Consider the following 17,782-nt stretch of genomic DNA (forward strand, 5'->3'; position numbering starts at 1 on the left):
GCCGGACGGCAGGGCCGCCCTTCTGCAACCGACATTGACCCTCACGTGCGGCTTATTGGAGTTCTCACCGTAGTCGTGTAGAGCTTCCTCGCCGCCAATGAACTTGGCGCAGCCAGCCGCTATCGCCGGCAAATTCTGTTAGGCTCAACACCAGGATGACGATTATGGAAATCAAGCGCTTTGAAACCGGCCCGCGGATGAGCCAGGCCGTGGTCTACAACAACACGGTCTATCTGGCCGGCCAGGTGGGCAATGCCGGCGACGACGTCGTCACCCAGACGAAGCAGGCGCTGGCGGAGGTCGATCGTCTGCTCGCGCTCGCCGGCACCGACAAGACGCGCATCCTCTCCGCGACGATCTGGCTCGCCGATATGGCCGACTTCGCCAAGATGAATTCCGTCTGGGACGCCTGGGTGCCCCAAGGGCGCACGCCCGCCCGAGCGACCGGCGAAGCAAAGCTCGCAACACCGGAATATCTCGTCGAAGTCATCGTGACGGCCGCCGTCTAGATCGCGATGATTGGGCCGAATCGGCCACCTCCTCATCTCGCTCTGAGCCGTTGCGCTCAGGCCTTTTGAGGCAGCGCAGAGCGAGCCTTCTCGTTCACGCCGCCGGTCGAAACGCCGGCGGCGTTCTGCTGTCGTAGTGCAGGAACGATTCCCCCCGGTAGAGCGTTTATCGGTCGCACTTGGAGGATGAAACATGCTCTACTGGCTGCCGCGGCTTTGCGTCTTGGTGCTTGCTGCGGTGGTGGTCGGTCTGGGCCTTTTCCCGCAGACGTCGGAAGGCGTGGCATTCACATTGCTGATGATCCTTGTGGGGTTGGGATTGCTTTCCGTCACGCTCCACATATTCCCGCCCGAGAAACATTGAGCAGGAGGCGCGACGCGGCCTACCGATGCGCGGCGCGTCCCGCGTGCGTGTCGCGTCCGAGGCGGAGGGACCATCCGAAAGGTAGGTGCCGATGGACATAGCGAGGCGACCAACGGTTGACCGCAGACGCAAGCGCGAGGCGGAGAGGGAAATCGCCCTGGCGGAGGCATCGAAGCCGCGCAAACGCGATGGCGCCGACCCGCTGCTCACCTGGAGCATCGTCGGGCTGTTCGTCATTGCCTTGTCGGCAGCCGTTTACGCGATGGAAGCGATCCTGATGCCGATCGCCTTTGCGGTCATCATCGGTATTGTTCTCGGCAGGGCAGCCGACGAATTGGAGCGGTTCGGTCTTCCCCCGATATTCGGCGGCCTGTTGCTGGCCTTCTTCTTCGTGGTGGGTCTTTTGTCCCTGATAAATGCTCTGCTCGGCCCGGTGACGGACGTCGCACGCGAGGCGCCGCGGCTCGCCCAAGGTCTTATGGAGCGGATACTGCCATATCTGAAACGTTTTGAATGGCTGGACATAGCGCTTGCTCGCGGTAACGGTGAGGAAGCGCTTGCGGACGCTATCGTCAAGAATGCGGGGCCGCTGCTTGGGGCGGTCGCGGCAAGCCTCACGCCGGCTCTGGTCCAGACATTGATCTTCCTTGCTGCGCTTGTCCTGTTTCTGCTTGGCCGTGTCCAGTTGCGCAGCACTATCATTCTTGCCTTTGCCAGCCGCGATGGTCGCTTGAGCGCGATCAGGATCATGAACGCGCTCGAAGACGCGCTTGCGCGCTATTTCTCGACGGCCAGCCTCATCTACCTGGCGCTCGGCGCGTTGACCATGGTGATCGCGCTGATCGGAGGACTGGCGGTGCCGCCGCTTTGGGGCCTCTTCGCTTTTGTTTCGAGTTTCATTCCCTATCTCGGCGTCACCTTCATGACTCTGTCATTGCTCGTTGCCGGATTGATGACGCACGACGCGCTGCTCTTTGCGCTCGCGCCGGCTGTCGCCTTCTTCTTCGTTCATCTCGCCATGGAAAACCTGCTGGTGCCGGCGGTCCTTGGCCACCGCTTCGCCATCAACCCCTTTCTGGTTTTCGTCGCGATCATATTCTGGACGTGGATGTGGGGTGCCGTCGGGGCGATACTCGCTTTTCCCCTTTCGCTGATCGCAATGACCATTTTCGAGCAGGTGGTCGAGGCCCCGGCGGAACGGCAGTTGCCCGGCTGACGCCGGAAAGCGCAAACGGTGGCTACAGTGCCGTGCGTCTTCTCACGCACAAAGGACGCTGTGGCACTTCGAATTGCTGCATGTTTTTGTTCTCAAATCGGCTACGATTTAAGGAAACATGCAGTAGGGCGCGATAAGGAAGAGGGGGGCCTTATCAGCCTCCCGCGTGCGCCTCTTCGTTAAAGAAGAGAGCCTGGCTGATCAGCGCTTTCACCGTTTCCGGGTTGAAGGGCTTGGTCACCAGGAAAGCGGGTTCCGGCTTCTTGCCGGTCAGGAGCCGCTCCGGAAAAGCGGTGATGAAGATGACGGGAACGGCCGCCTGCGTGAGAATGTCGTTGACGGCGTCGATGCCGGAACTGCCGTCGGCAAGCTGGATGTCGGCGAGAATCATCTTTGGCGATGTTGCGCGGTAGAGATCGAGCGCTTCGGAGCGCGTGCGCGCAATCCCGGTCACCCGGTGCCCGAGGCTCCTCACCATGTCCTCGATGTCCATCGCGATCAGCGGTTCATCTTCGATGATCAATACGTCGGTTGCCACCTGGCGCGAAATCTCCTCCGAGGCGCTGGCGAGCAGTTTGGAGAAGGCGCCTTGATCGAGCCCCATGATTTCGGCGGCTTCGCCGGTCGAGAATCCCTCGAGCGCAACGAGCAGAAATGCCTGCCGTCGTGGCGGCGCCATGATCGCCAGGTTGGCCGCAGCCCTCTGCTCCCAAGCAAACGGCGATGTGAACTGCGACAAGTCCACCTTCAGCTTGCCGAAGAGGGAACAGAAAAGCTTGTAGAGAGCGATGCGATCGCTGGAGGCGGCCGGAAAGAGCCCGATGTCGTCGATCAGCGCTTCCAGCACCGCCGCGACATAGGCATCGCCGGCCGCCTGCGAGCCGGTCACGGAGCGGGCATAGCGGCGCAGATAGGGCAGGTGGGGCGCAATCCTCGTGGAAAGTGACATTTAGGCCTTCCTAAACTATTGTGCGTGTCGTCTCGTGCTGCTGAAGGTGCATGCAGCAGGATACGTCAAAGTTTTGAGCACGTCTTTTGGATTATGGAAATCCTCGAATATCGGATGACGGAAAATGGATTGAGAGCGGCCGGGAGCGCGGGTGTCGGGTCTCCGCCGCACGGAAGCGGAAAATGAATGAAACCTCCAGTGGACGCAGAGCGCGAGGCGCATCCGCCGGCCGCGCCGAAAAAACAGATCCCCACACGCAAATTGCTTCGAAGTTGAAGGCGCTTTATCAGGCGGTGGAGAGCGAGCCTGTGCCGCAGCATTTTATCGACCTCCTGCAGCGCCTCGATGAGGCCGAGAAGCGACGATAGCGCGGCTGAAATACCCCATGTGGCGCCGATATCCGCCGCCTTTCCTGCAAATGCATGGGCATGGACCGTCGCGGGTGTGAAGGCAGCACGCACCCCGGTCAGGAGCGACAGTGATCGCGAACGCGTCGAGATCAGCTCCCTCCGGAGTCCGTGACCCGAGCTACCGTAACCGGGTCGATGCCGCTTCCGCGTTAGCCACGCCCGCAATCAGCACCGCGCGGTGTAGCGGCGGCCGTAGCGGTCGCGGTAGACGCAGTATCCGGGCTCGCTCGCACGGCCGATGAGAGCGCCGGCAACGCCGCCGACGGCAGCGCCGACTGCAGCTCCCCTCACGTCGTTCGAAATGGCCCCGCCGATGATACCGCCGGAAGCGGCGCCGATTGCTGCGCCCCTTTCCGTTTGCGTGCAGGCGGCCAGGGGAAGGATCAGGCTTGCGACGAGAAGTATCTTCTTCATGATGCGTTCCTATCCGAACTTGGTTACCGAACTGCTGGAGACGCCGAACAGTGCCGCCCGGCCACCGGGACTTGCGACCGACCGGAATGACGACGATGGGGTGGAATCGCGGGTAAGCGCAGAGCTCGTGCCTCCGAGACGGGCGTCATCCCGCTGCGTTCCCGCCATTGCCGAGATGATCGTAGCAGGCGCCACGAAGGTTGGCATTCCTATCTCCCACGGATGCCGCCGCCGCGGCGCTCGTCATTGTCGCCAAAACGCCGACTGGCGCCTTTTGTTCCGCGCCATAGGACGGTCGCGCGCATGGTTCTTGCCTCCCTCCGGTCACCGGTGCTCAACGCTTGACCGCCGGCCTCGTCGAATAGGCTCACATCATGATCGAAGTCGCCGCCGCTTTCGACCGGCAGGCGCCGTTCAATTTCGCATCTTGCGTTCGGTTTGCTCCAGGCGCTCCAGAAGAGCCTGAAGGCGCATATTGTGTTTTTCCTCGGTATGCCGCTGGAGGTCCCGCATCGTTCTGCCGATATGCAGGTTTTGGTTCGACCGATCCGCCCTGTGTCGGGGGATATCGTTCACCGTTTTCCATATATGTCGCGAGGGAATCTTCATTTCTTCCCGACAACGCCGAGACCTGTCGAAGGTTCCTGTCACCCTGCTCATGAGCCGCTGTTTCCGCCGATTTCCAGTTTTCTTGGTTAATCAATGGTTTCGGAGCCGGGGCAAACATCCCAGAGATGTCCGCCGCGATTCGCCAGCGGCCCGATTCCGGAACAAGGCCGACCGCCACGCGTTTTCAATTCGGTAACTGAGGCAAGGAGATAGCAGATGCTTTACTATGCTCTCGTGTTTCTGGTCATTGCAATCATAGCCGGTATCCTCGGTTTCGGCGGCATCGCCGGTGCGTCGGCTGGGATTGCCCAGGTTCTGTTCTTCCTGTTTCTCGTCCTTCTGGTGATATCGCTCGTGGCGGGTCTAATCCGCCGGACCTGAGGCCGCAGGGCCTCCCCGGCGGCCGAAGTAGGCTTACCGAATTCACGCGTTTGAAGGGGTGAGCACAGAGCTCACCCCTTTCGGTTGGGGCGACATCCTGGTCCCTTGCTCTGGCAGGTCCGCTTGGCTATTCATGCGGATAGCCCGCCCTTCTATGTCAGGAACAGCAGCATCCCATGAAATCCCTGGAACTTATTGTCGAGCGTATCATCCTCTCGAGCCGATGGCTCCTCGTCGTCTATGATCGCGCAAATGGGGATCGGCTATGAAGACGGACGTGGTGGTACTCGGCGCGGGTATCGTGGGCATTTCCTCGGCCATCCACCTGGCGCGGCGCGGAAAATCGGTCGTCCTTCTCGACCGTCGCGGCCCGGGGGAGGAGACATCCTACGGCAATGCCGGCCTCATCCAGCGCGAGGGCGTTTTCCCTTATGGTTTTCCGCATGATTTCGGGGCGCTTTTTCGCTACGCGCTGAACAATACGATCGACGCCAGCTATCACTTCCGTGCATTGCCGGGACTGGTACCATTCCTGGTGCGCTACTGGTGGCACTCCGGATTCACCCAGCACCAGCGGATCGCACATCTCTACGCCCCCCTCATCGAGCACTCGATTGCCGAACACAGGGATCTGATCGAGGCTTCGGGCGCCGGTGACCTCATTCGCAAGGAAGGCTGGATGAAGGTGTTCCGTACCGAGAAGGAGCGCGACGCGGCCTACAAGGATGCCGAACGGCTCTCCGCCGGGTTCGGCGTCAACCACCAGAAGCTTTCGACGAGCGAACTCAAGACGATCGAGCCGTCGATCCAGGTGGAGCTCGCCGGCGGTCTGCGCTGGACCGATCCCTGGTCGATTCGCGACCCGCACAGCCTGAACAAGGCTTATCTCGCCTATTTCCAATCGCTCGGCGGGCGGCTCGTTTCCGGCGATGCGGCCACTCTTGAACACATTCTCGAGGGGGCCGGTTGGCGCGTGGCGACACCGGAGGGTCCGCTGGAGACCAGGGAAGTCGTGGTCGCCCTCGGCCCCTGGGCCGACACGGTGACACGCAAGCTCGGCTATCATTTTCCGCTCGCGGTCAAGCGCGGCTATCACATGCATTATGGCACCAGGGACGGCGCCCAGCTCAACAACTGGGTGCTCGATGCCGAGATGGGTTATTTCCTGGCGCCGATGTTGCGCGGCATCCGCCTGACGACCGGCGCCGAATTCGCGCTGCGCGACGCGCCGAAAACGCCGGTGCAACTGACCCGGGCGGAGCGGGTCGCGCGCGAATTCTTCCCGCTGGCCGAGCGGCGAGACGAGGAGCCGTGGATGGGCGCACGCCCCTGCACGCCCGATATGATGCCGATCATCGGCAAGGCGCCGCGGCACGAGGGCCTGTGGTTCGCCTTCGGCCACGCGCATCACGGCATGACCCTCGGTCCGGTCACCGGCCGCGCGCTCGCGGAGGCGATGACCAGCGAGAAGACGGTGATCGACATCGCCCCCTATCGGCCGGAGCGTTTCCTCGCCTGAGCAGAGCGGGATTCGCTCGAGGCGGAACGGCGGCGTCGCCGCTTTTTTTCGTCTCGGGTCGGGAACCAAACGGGAGGTCGAGTGTTTCTCCCGCGGCTGAAGTCGATTTTCGGCCCGCTTGGGGTTTGCTCAGGCGAGGGAGGAGTTCCACACACGATGAGCAAGCAGACGGTAGAGTTTGCCGGCGAGGCTGTCGGCGCGCTGGTCCCCGACAATGGTCAACTGCGTTTTCTGGCCGTCAAATACAGCGTCTGGTCCCTGGATGGACGGGTGTTCGCCACGCCCGACGAGGCCCGCAAAGCGATAGCCGCGCTCCATGTGCTGCAGCGACGGGCTCCGGTATTCAGGGCAGGCGGTCTCCCGTCTGCCGGTCCGGAGACCGCGGCCGCTTCGGGACTGTCGTAACCCCGCCCGGATGCGGGCGGTCCGCATTCGATCCGCTATCGTCGCTCCGAAGCCGCTTCGCTCCGCGCTGCGGAGTCTTTATCGCCCTGCTCGGCGGCGCTGTCCTGGAAGGACTCTTCCGGCTCCTTCCAATGCAGCGCGACCTCGAGCTTTCCGAGAACAAAAAGCACCACAAGGCTGGCGAAAGCGGCAAAAATGGCGATCAGCCACAAGCCGAAACCGATAGACAGCCCGGCTGCACCGGCGAGCCACATGCCGGCGCCCGTCGTCAGACCTTTCACCTCGCCCTTGGAAAAGACGATCATGCCGGCCGCGAGAAAGGCCACCCCCGCGGTGACCGCTTCCACGACACGGATCGGATCGATGCGCACCTCGGGACCGGAAAGGCCCGTCTGATGCACGCTTTCGACGGCGATCACTGCGAGGATCGCTGAAGCGAGGCTGACGAGAATATGGGTCCTGAGACCCGCGGGGCGTTGCCGCTTCTCCCGCTCGATGCCGATGAGTCCGCCGAGCACGATGGCGCCGCAGAGACGCGCGAAGATCACCGGGTAGGGTGTATGCGTGGTAACGAGGATGTCGGAAACGATCTGATCCATAGCCGGCGAACTCGGATGCTCCGACCTACTGCTGCAGTTTTCCTTAGATCGGCACCGGTTTAAGGATGAGAACACGCAGCGGTTCAAAGTGCTACAGCAACGTTTGTGCGACTGAAAAGATGCACGGCGCTGTAGCGCTCACGCAAGAGCGGGATGGCGAGTGCATACGTCGTCCCGCTCGAAAGAGAGCCTCCCTTCAGGGCTATTGCGCCGGAGTGCTCTGCGGCTGTGTCGGCGTGGCCGGAGCCGGCGTCTGCGGCTGCGTCTCAGGGGCGGCGGGCGTCGCCGTCCCGCCGGCCGGCGGCGTGGTCTGGTCGCCCGGTGCCGATTGGCCGGTGGGTGCGGTCGTCGTCGATTGACCAGGCGCGGCCGGTTCGTTCTCCGCATCCCTCGTCAACTCTGCAGGCAGCCACGCGATCAGCGCGAGCACAAGGCCCGCGAGGAGAATGATAAGCAATGGCCAGCTGCTGCGGCGCGATCTGGTTTCCACTTCGGGGGCCCGCGGGGTCGGTTGGCCTGTCGCAGGATCGAGCGGCGGTTTGTCCTTGATTTCTTCGTGCTGATTCATCGCACACATCCTTTCTGGGCCTTCGTCCCCGCCAGCAATCTTCGCGCGTGGATCCCTAAATCAGCAAGGACTTAAGGAGGGACTTCCGTGCCATCGCAAGTATAGTTGCGACATCGCTGCGGCCGGATGGCCGCACGATAAAATATTAAACGCCCGAGAACTTGCAAGGTTCCGTTGCATGGATGCCAGGCGCGCAACTTCTCGCTCGAAGGTGCTTTACAGGGAGGCACTTCAACTGCAAAAAGCGGTTGTCATTTCGACGGAAAACTGCGCGCAGGGGAGGAGACGCGATGACTGATAGCTTTGAGACTGGAACTTTCGTCGGGCGCGCCTGGCGGCCGGATGTCGAAGGGCCGAGCCTCGTGACCGTCCGGCAGGGGCAGTTGGTCGACATCACCGCGAAGGAAACGCCGACAATGCGCGACCTTCTCGAACTCGAAGACCCCGCAGCCTACGCCCGCTCGGCCCCCGGCGAGATTATCGCCCCTCTTGGCGCCGTGATGGCGGCGGCGGAGCCGAGGGCAAGGAGCGAGGTCCACCTGCTCGCCCCTTGCGATCTCCAGGCGATCAAGGCTTGCGGCGTCACCTTCGCCCGTTCGATGATCGAACGCGTCATCGAGGAGCGCGCCGCCGGAGACGCCACGCGTGCCGAAGGCATTCGCGAACGGCTGACGGCGATCATCGGAGACAGCCTCAGGAACTTGAAGGCCGGCTCGTCCGAGGCAGCACGCGTCAAGGCGGCGCTGATCGAGGAGGGCGTCTGGTCACAATATCTCGAAGTTGGCATCGGTCCCGACGCCGAGGTCTTCACCAAGGCGCAGCCGCTCTCCTCCGTCGGCTGGGGCGCCGCCGTCGGTCTGCATCCGATTTCGCGCTGGAACAATCCGGAGCCGGAAATCGTGCTGGCGGTCGCTTCCGACGGCCGCGTCAAGGGTGCGACACTCGGCAACGACGTCAACCTGCGAGACGTCGAAGGCCGCTCGGCGCTGCTCCTGGGCAAAGCCAAGGACAACAATGCCTCCTGCTCGATCGGTCCGTTCATCCGCCTCTTTGACGAGACCTATTCGATCGACGACGTGCGTGAGGCCGATCTCGATCTCCTGATCGAGGGGCCGGACGGCTTCCGGCTCGAAGGCGCGAGCACCATGCGCGAGATTAGCCGCGACCCGCTTGACCTCGTCAGCCAGACGATCGGTCGGCATCACCAATATCCGGATGGTCTGATGCTCTTCATGGGCACGCTCTTCGCTCCCGTGGAGGATCGCGGCGAACCGGGGCAGGGTTTCACGCACAAAGTCGGCGACGTGGTGACGATCTCAAGCCCAGCGCTCGGAAGCCTCGTCAACCAGGTGCAGCTTTCGACCGACTGCCCGGCCTGGACCTTCGGCACGGCCACCCTGATGCGCAATTTGGCCAAACGCGGCCTGCTCTGACCAAAGTCAGCAAAGGCGTGTGCACGCTCGTCTGTTTGGCAGGCGAGTTCTTCCGCGTCACGTCGGGAATATGCTAGTTTCGCGCTCGATCTGGAGATGGGTTGTGGGCATGTATATGGTCGCAAAACTGGCATTCACCGGCGCGCTTCTCGTCGTTTCGACGGGTGAGCTTTGCGCGCAGCCATTGAACACGGTGGACGATCTCGGGGCGGCGCTCAGCAAATGCTGGACCCCGCCGGCCGGCTTCGAGGACTCTTTCGTCACGCTGAGATTCGCCTTCCGTGGCGACGGCACGCTGATGGGTCCGCCGCAGCCGACGGCGAGCCGCGTCTCCGGGGACGGGGAGCAGCGCAAGGCATTCGTCGCAGCCGCCACTGCGGCCTTGCAGAATTGCACGCCGTTGGAATTCTCGAAGGAACTTGCCGACGCAGTCGCGGGCACGGTGTTTACGCTGCAGTTCTATTCAAGCCCGAAATAGACGGAGAGCAAGAAAGCAGGTCCGGCCGGGACGCGCGGCCGAACCTACCGAGGCTCGCGCGGGATGAGGAAAAGTGTGCGCGGTTTTCCGCCCGCATCCCGCGCTAACTTGTTAGAGTTGATCACGTTCATGATTTTAGGTCGATCCGACCTAAAATCATCGTGATCTAGGCGTTGAGCGATCTTGCGAACGGCAAGACGCGGATCCGCTTGCCAAGCGCTCTATAGGCCGCGTTCGCGACGGCAGGGCCGATCGGTGGAACACCGGGCTCGCCGATGCCCGAGGGCGGATTGGCGGAGGCGACGATGTGCACCTCCACCTTTGGCATCGCATCGATCCTCAGTGGCGTATACGTGTCGAAGTTGCCCTGGTCGACCTTGCCGTCGGTGAGCGTGATTTCCTCGCCCAGTATGGCGCTGAGCCCGAAGCCAATGCCGCCTTCCACTTGGGCGCGGACCTGGTCCGGATTGATCGCCAGGCCGCAATCCACGGCGGCGACGACCCGCTCGACCTTGATCCCGCCGTTCCCGTCAGCCGAAACCTCCGCAATCTGAGCCACGACCGAGCCGAAGCTTTCGGCGACGGCAACACCGCGGAAGCGGCCTTGAGCGAGCGGCTTCTCCCACCCTGCCTTTTCCGCCGCGAGCTTCAGCACGGTCGCGTGACGCGATTCCGGTTCGAGCATCGAAAGACGGAACTCGACCGGATCACGTCCCGCCGCCTCGGCCACCTCGTCGAGGAATGTTTCGGCGGCGAAGGCGGTGTGGGTCGAGCCGACCGAGCGCCACCACAGAACCGGAACGCCGGCGTCCGTCGTTGTCAGGCCGACCATTTGGTTCGGCATGGCATAGGGTAGGTTATTCGCCCCTTCGACGGAGGTCGGGTCGACTCCGTTCTGAACCATGCTGTCCCAGGCGGTCTTAGCCATGATCGACTGGCCAACGATGTGATTGCTCCAGCCAACGATCCTTCCGTTCTGGTCGATGCCGGCCTTCAGCCTGTGCACGTAGGCGGGTCGATAGCGCCCCGCGCGCATATCGTCCTCCCGCGTCCATTGCACCTTAACGGGCGCACGAAAGCCGATGGCCTTGGCGACATGCACCGCCTCGGCAACCACGTCGCCGTCAAACACGGCCCGCCTGCCAAAACTGCCGCCGGTCTTCATGACGTTGAGACGGATCTTTTCGAGAGGCACTCCGGCGATATCGCTGGCGAGCTTCTGGTAGACGTCGGGGAGCTGATGCCCGCCCCAGACTTCGAGCGTGCCGTCGTCGTTCATGCGCGCGACCGCATTCAACGGTTCCAGTGCCGCATGAGCCAGATAAGGAAACTCGAAACTTGCCTCTATGACTTTCGCTGCTTCTGCGAACGCAGCCTCGGCATCACCGTCCTTGCGCGCGAATGCCGCGGGGGCCGTGCCCGCAAGATCGCGATACATGGACATAAGTTCGGTCGTTCCGCGCTTTTCGGCCGGCGTCTCGTCCCACTCGACGGTGACCGCATCGCGCCCCTTGATCGCCGCCCACATATGTTCGGCGACCACGGCAATGCCGCGCGGCGTCTCGACGACGTCGAGCACGCCCTTGATGGGGCGGGCAGCCGAAGCATCGAAGGACTTCGCCTTCGCGCCGAAGACAGGCGGATGGATCATCACCGCCGTCAGCATGCCTGGAAGCTTGACGTCAATCGTGTATTGCTCGGTCCCGTTTGCCTTGCGGGCGCTGTCGAAACGCTTCAGCTTGGCATTGCCGATGAGCTTCCAATTACTCGGCTGCTTGAGCTTCACATCGGCCGGCACGGGTGTGCTCGCCGCCTTGGCGGCAAATTCCCCGAAGCCGCCGCTCTTGCCGGATGGATGGGCAAGAATGCCGTTCTGGACGGTGATCTCCGTCGCGTCGACACCCCACTCGGCGGCCGCGGCGGCGACCAGCATGGTGCGGGCGGCAGCGCCGGCCTTGCGATAGCGTTCCCATGAGGTCGACATGGAGGTCGACCCTCCCGTGCCCTGCATCGTGCCGCCGAAGGCGATATTGCCGTAGGCTGGTATATTGCCGGCGGCGCCCTTCACCTCGATCGTCGACCAATCGGCATCGAGTTCTTCCGCCACCAGCGTGGCGATGCCGTTATAGGAGCCCTGGCCCATCTCGAACTGCGACGAGAGGACGGTCACCTTTCCCTCGCCATCGATCGTCACATAGGGGGAAAAAGCGTGGGGACGGCTCTCTTCCGCAGTCTCGCTCGCGGCTGCCGGGGAAGCAGAGAGAAGGCGAAAGCCGACCGCGATGCCGGTTCCGGCGGCAAGCGCCCCGAGCAGGAACTGCCGACGCGACGCCTCGACCCGTGTGGCGGGAAGGGCAATCGATTGCATCAGTTTGGGGATCATGACTTACGCCTCCAGACGCTTTGCGGCTTCGTGAATGCCGGCACGAATGCGATGATAGGTGGCGCAACGACAGAGATTGCCCGACATCGCCGAGTCTATGTCCGCATCGCTGGGCTTGGGATTGTTCGTAAGCAGATCGGTTGCCGACATGATCTGGCCCGACTGGCAGTAGCCGCATTGCGGCACGTCGAGATCGGCCCAGACGGCCTGGACCGTTTCCGCGACCTTGCCCTGGAGGCCCTCAATGGTGGTCACCTGCGAACCTTCGATGTCGCCGATGAAGGTCTGGCAGGACCGGACGGGCGAACCATCGACATAGACCGTGCAGGCGCCGCATTGCGCCATGCCGCAGCCGAATTTCGTACCCGTCAATCCGACGAGATCGCGGATCACCCAGAGAAGCGGCATATCCGCCTCGGCGTCGACCGAGTGTTCAACGCCGTTGATCGTAACCGTTATCATGCTGCTTTCCTCGCGTTGTGGCGAGTGGCCGCGGGATGCGCCGACAAGGCCGTCCACGCCCACGTTCGCCAGATTGCGGGCAGCAGCTTATGCGGCGATGCCATGTCCTTGGTAGGTACAATCCTCTCGGATTATTGCCTATTCCTGTCGATCTAACGCAATCGTGATCATCGGACAAAGCGCCACGGCTCGCCCGGCAAAAAGATGTGTCCTGGCGGCAGCAGCGCTAACCGATGGAGTCGCGCCTGTTCGAATCGTCGGAGTTCAGGATCGCCTTGATGTCACGCAGCGGGGGATGGCCGAAGGCACGTCGATATTCCCGGCTGAACTGGGTCGGGCTCTCATAGCCGACGCGCATTGCGGCCGTTGCCGCATCGAGCGACTGCGAGAGCATGAGTTCGCGCGCGTGATGCAGTCTCAAATGCTTCTGGAACTGCAACGGGCTCATGGCGGTCATGGCGCGGAAATGATGGTGCAGGGTCGATACCCCCATATTCGCGATCTCCGCCAGTTCTTCGACGCGCAGCGGCCGCGCGTAATTTTCCTTGAGCCAGGCGATCGCCTTTGCCACGCGGTTGCTGTTGGTGCCGGCAAGCGCGAAACGCCGCAATTGCGGGCCCTGCTCGCTGGTCAGCAGCCGGTAGAGGATCTCATTTTCGATGTGACCGGCCAGAAACGGGATGTGTTCGGGCGCGTTCGCCAGTGAAATCAATCGCAACAGAGCATCGAACAGTTCCGGCGTGCCGGCGCCGATGGCGACGCCGAGGCCGCGATCGGGCGCCTCCCTCGAGTGTACATCGTGGTCGGCGATGATCCGCCGCAGCTTCTCGAGGTCCAGGCGCAGGGCGGCGGCTACGTAGGGTTCCCGCTCGCTTGCCTCGCAGACATGGCCGGTCATCGGCAGGCCGACGGCGCTCAGGAAAAAGCAGGATTCATCGTAGACAAGCGTTTTCTGGCCGACATGGACACGCTTGCTGCCCTTGACGATCATCGACACGATCGGCTCGGAGACACTGGTGAAAGGCCCCGCCGGCGCGACGATGCGATAGAGCGATAGACCCGGAATCGCATGATTGTAACGGACGCCGTCCCAAGGCAGTTGCGCCAGTCGGTCCAGAATGCGCGCGCGAATGGGCGCGGTTTCCTCGCGCAGGCGATGATGCTCGATCCTGGTGTTGCTCATCTCCATCGCTTCGTTCTTCCCGAACACCCCGTCAATCCAATTCTTATCACATTATTTTGATGTCGAGAGGATTAGGCAATTCTTACTCGGCGGAGCCGCCGGCTATTCGGCCGCCTTCCGCCGGGGCAGCACCCAATTGGGGCGCGGGAAGTGGCAGGTATAGCCGTTGGGGTAGCGCTCCAGGTAATCCTGGTGCTCTGGCTCGGCCTCCCAGAAGTCTCCGACCGGCTCGACTTCGGTCACGACCTTTCCAGGCCAGAGACCGGAAGCGTCGACGTCTGCGATGGTGTCCTCGGCTATTCGTTTCTGTTCATCGTCGACGTAGTAGATCGCCGACCGGTAGGAACTGCCGACGTCATTGCCCTGCTGGTTTCTCGTGGTCGGGTCGTGAATCTGGAAGAAGAACTCCAGAATCCGCCTGTAGCTGATGGTCTCGGGATCGAAGATGATCTCGATGCCCTCGGCGTGGGTACCATGATTGCGGTAGGTCGCATTCGGGACGTCGCCGCCGGTGTAGCCCACGCGGGTCGCAATGACTCCGGGGAGCTTGCGGATCAAGTCCTGCATCCCCCAGAAGCAGCCACCAGCCAAAACAGCTCTCTCGGTCATTCAGATATCCTCCACCTGGTTGATATACGCGCCGTAGCCCTCGGCCTCCATTTCCTCGCGCGAAATGAAGCGCAGTGCAGCGGAATTGATGCAGTAACGCAGCCCGCCGCGGTCCTGAGGGCCGTCGGGAAACACATGACCGAGGTGACTGTCACCATGGGCGGAGCGCACCTCGGTGCGGGTCATGCCATAGGAGTCATCCCGCAGTTCTTTCACATTTGCCGGTACGATCGGCTTGGTGAAGCTCGGCCAGCCGCAGCCGGAATCGAATTTGTCGGTCGAGGCGAACAGCGGTTCGCCGGAAACAATGTCAACATAGATCCCCGGCCTTTTGTTGTCATTATGCTCCCCTGTGAAGGGGCGTTCCGTGCCGTTCTGCTGGGTCACCCGATACTGCTCGGGCGTAAGCTTCCTGACTGCTTCGTCCGTCTTTGCGTAGGTCATTGCCCTATCTCCGCTCGTGGATGTGTTGCCTGAATATGGCGAGGGGCCACGAGGATTTCCAATATAGGCTGCGCATAGATTCAATAGTCGCGGGACAAGGACAGCTCTCCGGCTCACGTCTAGTCGCGCCGGGCTGCGAGCGGCCAGTGGGTGGCTCCCCGCATTGCGGACACCTCAGTTCATCTTTCGGGCGGCCCGATGCACCGGCAGCGTCACGACGAAACAGGCGCCGCCGTCCGACGGGGTTTCGTAACGGACCGCGCCGCCGTGGCGCTCGGCGATCTGGCGCACCAGCGCCAGCCCTAAGCCCCAGCCGCCCGTGGCCTCGCTGCGTCCCGAGGGCCTATAGAACGGCTCGAAAACGCGGGCGCTCTCGCCAGCCGGTATGCCCGGCCCGTGGTCGCGGACCCTGAGTTCCACCATGCTGTCCGCCTGCGCGACCGTGGCTATGACGGGCGGGCTGCCGTGGCGCAGCGCGTTCTGCATCAGATTGCGCACCAGCCTGCCGATGAGGCGCGCATCGCCCATGACAGTCGCGGGTGTGCCGGAGACCTCGACGCCGTTGCGCGCCCCTTCTTCCGAGACCAGAGCCAGAAGGTCGACGGACGCCGTCGAATCGAGTTTTTCGACGTGGTCGAGCCTGCTCGCCAGCAGGATTTCCTCGACCAGCGTGTCCAGCTCGGCGAGGTTGCGGACGATCTCCTCCCTGCGGTTCCCGCTCGGCGCCTGCTCATAGAGGTCGATCGCGATCCGCAGGCGCGCAAGCGGCGAGCGCAATTCGTGGCTGGCATTGGCGAGCAGGGCGCGGTGTGACTTGATCAGCCGCTCGACGTGATCGGCGGCGCTGTTGAAGCTCTTCGCCACCGCCGCGACCTCATCGCTGCCGTCCGCCGGCACGCGAGCCACGAAATCGCCCCGCCCCCAGGCATCGACGCCCGCGCGCAACCGCTCCAGCCGGCGCGTCAGGTGACGCACCACCGGATAAGCGGCGAGTCCGATGACGCCGGCGATCAACGCCAGATAGGCGAGCGGATTGCGGCCGGCCGGCCGTAAAGGCCTCTCCATGCGCGCGGCGACAGTGCGACCGTCGGGCAACTCGGTCATCATGGTGTGAAAGTTACCGCGCGGGCCGTGGCGCCAGGGCCGCTCGACCATGTCGCGGGGGAGCGGCTGGCCGGCACTCGCGATCAGCCTGCCGCGCGGATCGTATACCGCTATGTCGGCGTCAAAGGCTCGTGAAAGCCGCTTGAGCGTCGCCCCGACCGATTGCCGGTCCGCGTCGGGCGGAATGAGCGCGGCGACGAACCGCGCGCGTTGGCTCTGCCAACCGGATTCCTCCTCTCCCTGTCCCAGCCACACGAAGGCCGCGCTGGCGACGGCGACTGCGGCAAGGCTCGCCAGCAACGTCAGGTAGATCTTCAGGAACAACCGGCTGCGCATGCTCTAGGTCTCTGTTTTGATGCATGTCGTCCCAAAACCGCCGCATACTTTTGGGCGACACGCATTATCTTTCGTCGTCCTGAAAACGGGCAAAGACATAACCGGCGCCGCGCACGGTTATGATGCGCCTCGGGTGCTTCGGATCGCTCTCTATGGCCGCCCTGATGCGCGAGACATGGACGTCGATGGAACGGTCGAAGGCATCCAGCTCCTCGCCCTTGACCGTGTCCATCAATTGCTCGCGTGAGAGCGTACGGCCGGCATTTTCGGCAAGCGCCACGAGCAGGTCGAACTGGTAGCTGGTTAGCACACATTCGCGGCCGTCGATCCTGACCGAGCGGGATCCCGGATCGATCTCCAGCCGTCCGAAACGTAAGGTCCGCGAAACCGCCGCGCTGCCGTTGCGGCGGCGCAGGATCGCCTTCAGCCGGGCCAGCAGTTCGCGCGGATTGAAGGGCTTTGGGAGATAATCGTCGGCTCCGAGCTCCAGACCGACGATGCGGTCCGTCTCCTCGCCTTTGGCCGTGAGCATCAGGATCGGCACGTCCGAGGCCGCGCGCATGCGCCGGCAGGTCTCGAAGCCGTCAAGGTCCGGCAGCATGACATCGAGAATCACGACGTCCGGCGCACGGCGGCCGAGGTCGCTGAGGCCCGCTGTGGCCGTCGCCGCGGTGTGGACGGTGTAGCCGTTTCCGGAGAGATAGTCCGAGAGCATGGCGGAGAGGCGCGTGTCGTCGTCGACAATCAAGACCCGTTCCGCCATCTCTTGCGCTCCTTTCAGTCACCCGGTCGATTCACTCTTACCACCGGCCGTGGCCCCTGCGCTCCTTCAAATGTTCGACCAGCTTGGCGCGCTGCTCCGGCGTCAGTACTTCGGCGGCGTCGAGGAGCGCCGTCGTCATCTTGCGCGAGGCCTCGTCGATGGCCGCGATGCGTTCGCTGCGCAGCTTCTCGGCGGCGGCGCGGTCGATGGTCGATGCGCCGAGGAGTTCGATAACCTCCTCACGCGTCTCGCGGAAGTCCCGGAACGTCGGTCGGATCTCAGCGCGCGCCTTGTCGATTATGTCCCAAAGCTTGTCTTCCTGCTCGGGCGTCGCGTCGAGCTCATCGAGCACGGAGCCGATCCGGTGTTCCATGAAGCCACCTCCCATATGCGCCTGCATCACATGGCCGCCCATGCCGAAACGACCCATGCCGAAGCCGAAATCATCGCTGCGCGCGGCAGCAAAACCGACCGCGCCGACAACGGCGACGGCCGCGATGCCGCCGATCGCGGCGCGCCGGCCCCATCCTTTCGAGGCGGGCTCGCCGGCGGCCGGGCTCGAAAGGTTCTTGTCTTCGTTTTCCATAATGGTCTCCTTTCACTCCGCAGCACCTGCTGCAATGGAGGAAAGCTAACCGGGCAAC

At 63.0% G+C, this 17,782-nt stretch carries 23 protein-coding genes; 9 read left to right on the forward strand and 14 right to left on the reverse strand.

The window, feature by feature from the left end; all coding sequences use genetic code 11:
* Nucleotides 1-164: 164 nt before the first annotated feature.
* From M728_RS02050 to M728_RS02060, 3 genes are all read left to right on the forward strand, one after another.
* A complete protein-coding gene (locus M728_RS02050) occupies nt 165-509 on the forward strand; it encodes a RidA family protein (protein ID WP_026618365.1) in 345 nt (114 codons plus the stop codon).
* Between the two features lie 193 nt (nt 510-702).
* Nucleotides 703-873: a hypothetical protein gene (locus M728_RS02055; RefSeq protein ID WP_139015594.1), complete on the forward strand. Its 171-nt coding sequence runs from the start codon at nt 703-705 to the stop codon at nt 871-873.
* 91 nt (nt 874-964) lie between these two features.
* Nucleotides 965-2,089, forward strand: coding sequence for an AI-2E family transporter (locus M728_RS02060; protein ID WP_026618366.1), 1,125 nt, complete (start codon nt 965-967; stop codon nt 2,087-2,089).
* 42 nt (nt 2,090-2,131) lie between these two features.
* Here the strand turns inward: M728_RS02060 and M728_RS02065 are convergent, their stop codons facing one another.
* Both M728_RS02065 and M728_RS02070 read right to left on the reverse strand, forming a co-directional pair.
* Nucleotides 2,132-2,185, reverse strand: a complete 54-nt coding sequence (locus M728_RS02065) for a CxxxxCH/CxxCH domain-containing protein (RefSeq protein WP_370906481.1) — start codon at nt 2,183-2,185, stop codon at nt 2,132-2,134.
* Nucleotides 2,186-2,243: 58 nt separating this feature from the next.
* Complete coding sequence (locus M728_RS02070; protein WP_026618367.1) at nt 2,244-3,038, reverse strand: response regulator; 795 nt, start codon at nt 3,036-3,038, stop codon at nt 2,244-2,246.
* A 182-nt stretch (nt 3,039-3,220) separates the two neighbouring features.
* Here M728_RS02070 and M728_RS02075 point away from each other — a divergent pair, with 182 nt between their 5' ends.
* Entirely contained in the window at nt 3,221-3,406 is a 186-nt protein-coding gene (locus tag M728_RS02075) for a NepR family anti-sigma factor (RefSeq protein ID WP_026618368.1), read from the forward strand.
* A 207-nt stretch (nt 3,407-3,613) separates the two neighbouring features.
* Here M728_RS02075 and M728_RS02080 read toward each other — a convergent pair whose 3' ends face one another.
* Together M728_RS02080 and M728_RS02085 are read right to left on the reverse strand one after the other, a co-directional pair.
* Entirely contained in the window at nt 3,614-3,862 is a 249-nt protein-coding gene (locus M728_RS02080) for a YMGG-like glycine zipper-containing protein (protein WP_026613145.1), read from the reverse strand.
* Between the two features lie 9 nt (nt 3,863-3,871).
* Complete coding sequence (locus M728_RS02085; RefSeq protein ID WP_156943291.1) at nt 3,872-4,069, reverse strand: hypothetical protein; 198 nt, start codon at nt 4,067-4,069, stop codon at nt 3,872-3,874.
* Nucleotides 4,070-4,687: 618 nt separating this feature from the next.
* On the opposite strand from M728_RS02085, the gene M728_RS02090 reads away from it, so the two are divergent.
* The 3 genes from M728_RS02090 to M728_RS02100 all read left to right on the forward strand — a co-directional run bounded on the left by M728_RS02090 (nt 4,688) and on the right by M728_RS02100 (nt 6,776).
* Nucleotides 4,688-4,852, forward strand: a complete 165-nt coding sequence (locus tag M728_RS02090) for a DUF1328 domain-containing protein (protein WP_026613143.1) — start codon at nt 4,688-4,690, stop codon at nt 4,850-4,852.
* 265 nt (nt 4,853-5,117) lie between these two features.
* On the forward strand, nt 5,118-6,371 hold the full coding sequence (locus M728_RS02095; RefSeq protein ID WP_026618370.1) for an FAD-binding oxidoreductase: 1,254 nt from the start codon (nt 5,118-5,120) through the stop codon (nt 6,369-6,371).
* A gap of 156 nt (nt 6,372-6,527) precedes the next feature.
* The gene (locus M728_RS02100; RefSeq protein WP_026618371.1) at nt 6,528-6,776 is read left to right on the forward strand and encodes a hypothetical protein; all 249 of its coding nucleotides are present in this window, start codon (nt 6,528-6,530) and stop codon (nt 6,774-6,776) included.
* A gap of 35 nt (nt 6,777-6,811) precedes the next feature.
* On the opposite strand, the gene M728_RS02105 is transcribed toward M728_RS02100, so the two are convergent.
* Together M728_RS02105 and M728_RS02110 are read right to left on the reverse strand one after the other, a co-directional pair.
* Nucleotides 6,812-7,375 carry an MgtC/SapB family protein gene (locus M728_RS02105; RefSeq protein WP_026618372.1) on the reverse strand — a complete coding sequence of 188 codons (564 nt, stop codon included), beginning with the start codon at nt 7,373-7,375 and terminating at the stop codon, nt 6,812-6,814.
* Nucleotides 7,376-7,577: 202 nt separating this feature from the next.
* Nucleotides 7,578-7,952, reverse strand: coding sequence for a hypothetical protein (locus M728_RS02110; protein ID WP_026618373.1), 375 nt, complete (start codon nt 7,950-7,952; stop codon nt 7,578-7,580).
* Between the two features lie 281 nt (nt 7,953-8,233).
* Between M728_RS02110 and M728_RS02115 the strand changes: the two genes are divergently transcribed.
* Together M728_RS02115 and M728_RS02120 are read left to right on the forward strand one after the other, a co-directional pair.
* Nucleotides 8,234-9,376, forward strand: coding sequence for a fumarylacetoacetate hydrolase family protein (locus tag M728_RS02115; protein WP_026618374.1), 1,143 nt, complete (start codon nt 8,234-8,236; stop codon nt 9,374-9,376).
* Between the two features lie 109 nt (nt 9,377-9,485).
* Nucleotides 9,486-9,854: a hypothetical protein gene (locus M728_RS02120; RefSeq protein WP_026618375.1), complete on the forward strand. Its 369-nt coding sequence runs from the start codon at nt 9,486-9,488 to the stop codon at nt 9,852-9,854.
* 166 nt (nt 9,855-10,020) lie between these two features.
* Here the strand turns inward: M728_RS02120 and M728_RS02125 are convergent, their stop codons facing one another.
* The 8 genes from M728_RS02125 to M728_RS02160 form a co-directional block, all read right to left on the reverse strand.
* Complete coding sequence (locus M728_RS02125) at nt 10,021-12,237, reverse strand: xanthine dehydrogenase family protein molybdopterin-binding subunit (protein WP_026618376.1); 2,217 nt, start codon at nt 12,235-12,237, stop codon at nt 10,021-10,023.
* Between the two features lie 3 nt (nt 12,238-12,240).
* Entirely contained in the window at nt 12,241-12,699 is a 459-nt protein-coding gene (locus M728_RS02130; RefSeq protein ID WP_026618377.1) for a (2Fe-2S)-binding protein, read from the reverse strand.
* 226 nt (nt 12,700-12,925) lie between these two features.
* On the reverse strand, nt 12,926-13,888 hold the full coding sequence (locus M728_RS02135; protein ID WP_051440795.1) for an AraC family transcriptional regulator: 963 nt from the start codon (nt 13,886-13,888) through the stop codon (nt 12,926-12,928).
* Between the two features lie 96 nt (nt 13,889-13,984).
* A complete protein-coding gene (gene msrA / locus M728_RS02140; RefSeq protein ID WP_026618379.1) occupies nt 13,985-14,491 on the reverse strand; it encodes a peptide-methionine (S)-S-oxide reductase MsrA in 507 nt (168 codons plus the stop codon).
* Complete coding sequence (gene msrB / locus M728_RS02145; protein WP_026618380.1) at nt 14,492-14,935, reverse strand: peptide-methionine (R)-S-oxide reductase MsrB; 444 nt, start codon at nt 14,933-14,935, stop codon at nt 14,492-14,494.
* A gap of 174 nt (nt 14,936-15,109) precedes the next feature.
* On the reverse strand, nt 15,110-16,375 hold the full coding sequence (locus M728_RS02150; RefSeq protein WP_026618381.1) for a HAMP domain-containing sensor histidine kinase: 1,266 nt from the start codon (nt 16,373-16,375) through the stop codon (nt 15,110-15,112).
* Between the two features lie 64 nt (nt 16,376-16,439).
* On the reverse strand, nt 16,440-17,138 hold the full coding sequence (locus M728_RS02155) for a response regulator (protein ID WP_026618382.1): 699 nt from the start codon (nt 17,136-17,138) through the stop codon (nt 16,440-16,442).
* A gap of 37 nt (nt 17,139-17,175) precedes the next feature.
* Nucleotides 17,176-17,724, reverse strand: a complete 549-nt coding sequence (locus tag M728_RS02160; RefSeq protein WP_026618383.1) for a Spy/CpxP family protein refolding chaperone — start codon at nt 17,722-17,724, stop codon at nt 17,176-17,178.
* Nucleotides 17,725-17,782 lie beyond the last annotated feature (58 nt).

It is taken from the genome of Ensifer sp. WSM1721, from assembly GCF_000513895.2.
In the GTDB taxonomy this organism is placed as follows: Bacteria; Pseudomonadota; Alphaproteobacteria; order Rhizobiales; family Rhizobiaceae; genus Sinorhizobium.

What these genes read in the sequence shown, in the direction of transcription:
- M728_RS02050 (WP_026618365.1), top strand. Translation starts at nt 165, where the DNA reads ATGGAAATCAAGCGCTTTGAAACCGGCCCGCGGATGAGCCAGGCCGTG.
- M728_RS02055 (WP_139015594.1), top strand. Translation starts at nt 703, where the DNA reads ATGCTCTACTGGCTGCCGCGGCTTTGCGTCTTGGTGCTTGCTGCGGTG.
- M728_RS02060 (WP_026618366.1), top strand. Translation starts at nt 965, where the DNA reads ATGGACATAGCGAGGCGACCAACGGTTGACCGCAGACGCAAGCGCGAG.
- M728_RS02070 (WP_026618367.1), bottom strand. Translation starts at nt 3,038, where the DNA reads ATGTCACTTTCCACGAGGATTGCGCCCCACCTGCCCTATCTGCGCCGC.
- M728_RS02075 (WP_026618368.1), top strand. Translation starts at nt 3,221, where the DNA reads ATGAATGAAACCTCCAGTGGACGCAGAGCGCGAGGCGCATCCGCCGGC.
- M728_RS02080 (WP_026613145.1), bottom strand. Translation starts at nt 3,862, where the DNA reads ATGAAGAAGATACTTCTCGTCGCAAGCCTGATCCTTCCCCTGGCCGCC.
- M728_RS02085 (WP_156943291.1), bottom strand. Translation starts at nt 4,069, where the DNA reads ATGCCAACCTTCGTGGCGCCTGCTACGATCATCTCGGCAATGGCGGGA.
- M728_RS02090 (WP_026613143.1), top strand. Translation starts at nt 4,688, where the DNA reads ATGCTTTACTATGCTCTCGTGTTTCTGGTCATTGCAATCATAGCCGGT.
- M728_RS02095 (WP_026618370.1), top strand. Translation starts at nt 5,118, where the DNA reads ATGAAGACGGACGTGGTGGTACTCGGCGCGGGTATCGTGGGCATTTCC.
- M728_RS02100 (WP_026618371.1), top strand. Translation starts at nt 6,528, where the DNA reads ATGAGCAAGCAGACGGTAGAGTTTGCCGGCGAGGCTGTCGGCGCGCTG.
- M728_RS02105 (WP_026618372.1), bottom strand. Translation starts at nt 7,375, where the DNA reads ATGGATCAGATCGTTTCCGACATCCTCGTTACCACGCATACACCCTAC.
- M728_RS02110 (WP_026618373.1), bottom strand. Translation starts at nt 7,952, where the DNA reads ATGTGTGCGATGAATCAGCACGAAGAAATCAAGGACAAACCGCCGCTC.
- M728_RS02115 (WP_026618374.1), top strand. Translation starts at nt 8,234, where the DNA reads ATGACTGATAGCTTTGAGACTGGAACTTTCGTCGGGCGCGCCTGGCGG.
- M728_RS02120 (WP_026618375.1), top strand. Translation starts at nt 9,486, where the DNA reads ATGTATATGGTCGCAAAACTGGCATTCACCGGCGCGCTTCTCGTCGTT.
- M728_RS02125 (WP_026618376.1), bottom strand. Translation starts at nt 12,237, where the DNA reads ATGATCCCCAAACTGATGCAATCGATTGCCCTTCCCGCCACACGGGTC.
- M728_RS02130 (WP_026618377.1), bottom strand. Translation starts at nt 12,699, where the DNA reads ATGATAACGGTTACGATCAACGGCGTTGAACACTCGGTCGACGCCGAG.
- M728_RS02135 (WP_051440795.1), bottom strand. Translation starts at nt 13,888, where the DNA reads ATGGAGATGAGCAACACCAGGATCGAGCATCATCGCCTGCGCGAGGAA.
- msrA (WP_026618379.1), bottom strand. Translation starts at nt 14,491, where the DNA reads ATGACCGAGAGAGCTGTTTTGGCTGGTGGCTGCTTCTGGGGGATGCAG.
- msrB (WP_026618380.1), bottom strand. Translation starts at nt 14,935, where the DNA reads ATGACCTACGCAAAGACGGACGAAGCAGTCAGGAAGCTTACGCCCGAG.
- M728_RS02150 (WP_026618381.1), bottom strand. Translation starts at nt 16,375, where the DNA reads ATGCGCAGCCGGTTGTTCCTGAAGATCTACCTGACGTTGCTGGCGAGC.
- M728_RS02155 (WP_026618382.1), bottom strand. Translation starts at nt 17,138, where the DNA reads ATGGCGGAACGGGTCTTGATTGTCGACGACGACACGCGCCTCTCCGCC.
- M728_RS02160 (WP_026618383.1), bottom strand. Translation starts at nt 17,724, where the DNA reads ATGGAAAACGAAGACAAGAACCTTTCGAGCCCGGCCGCCGGCGAGCCC.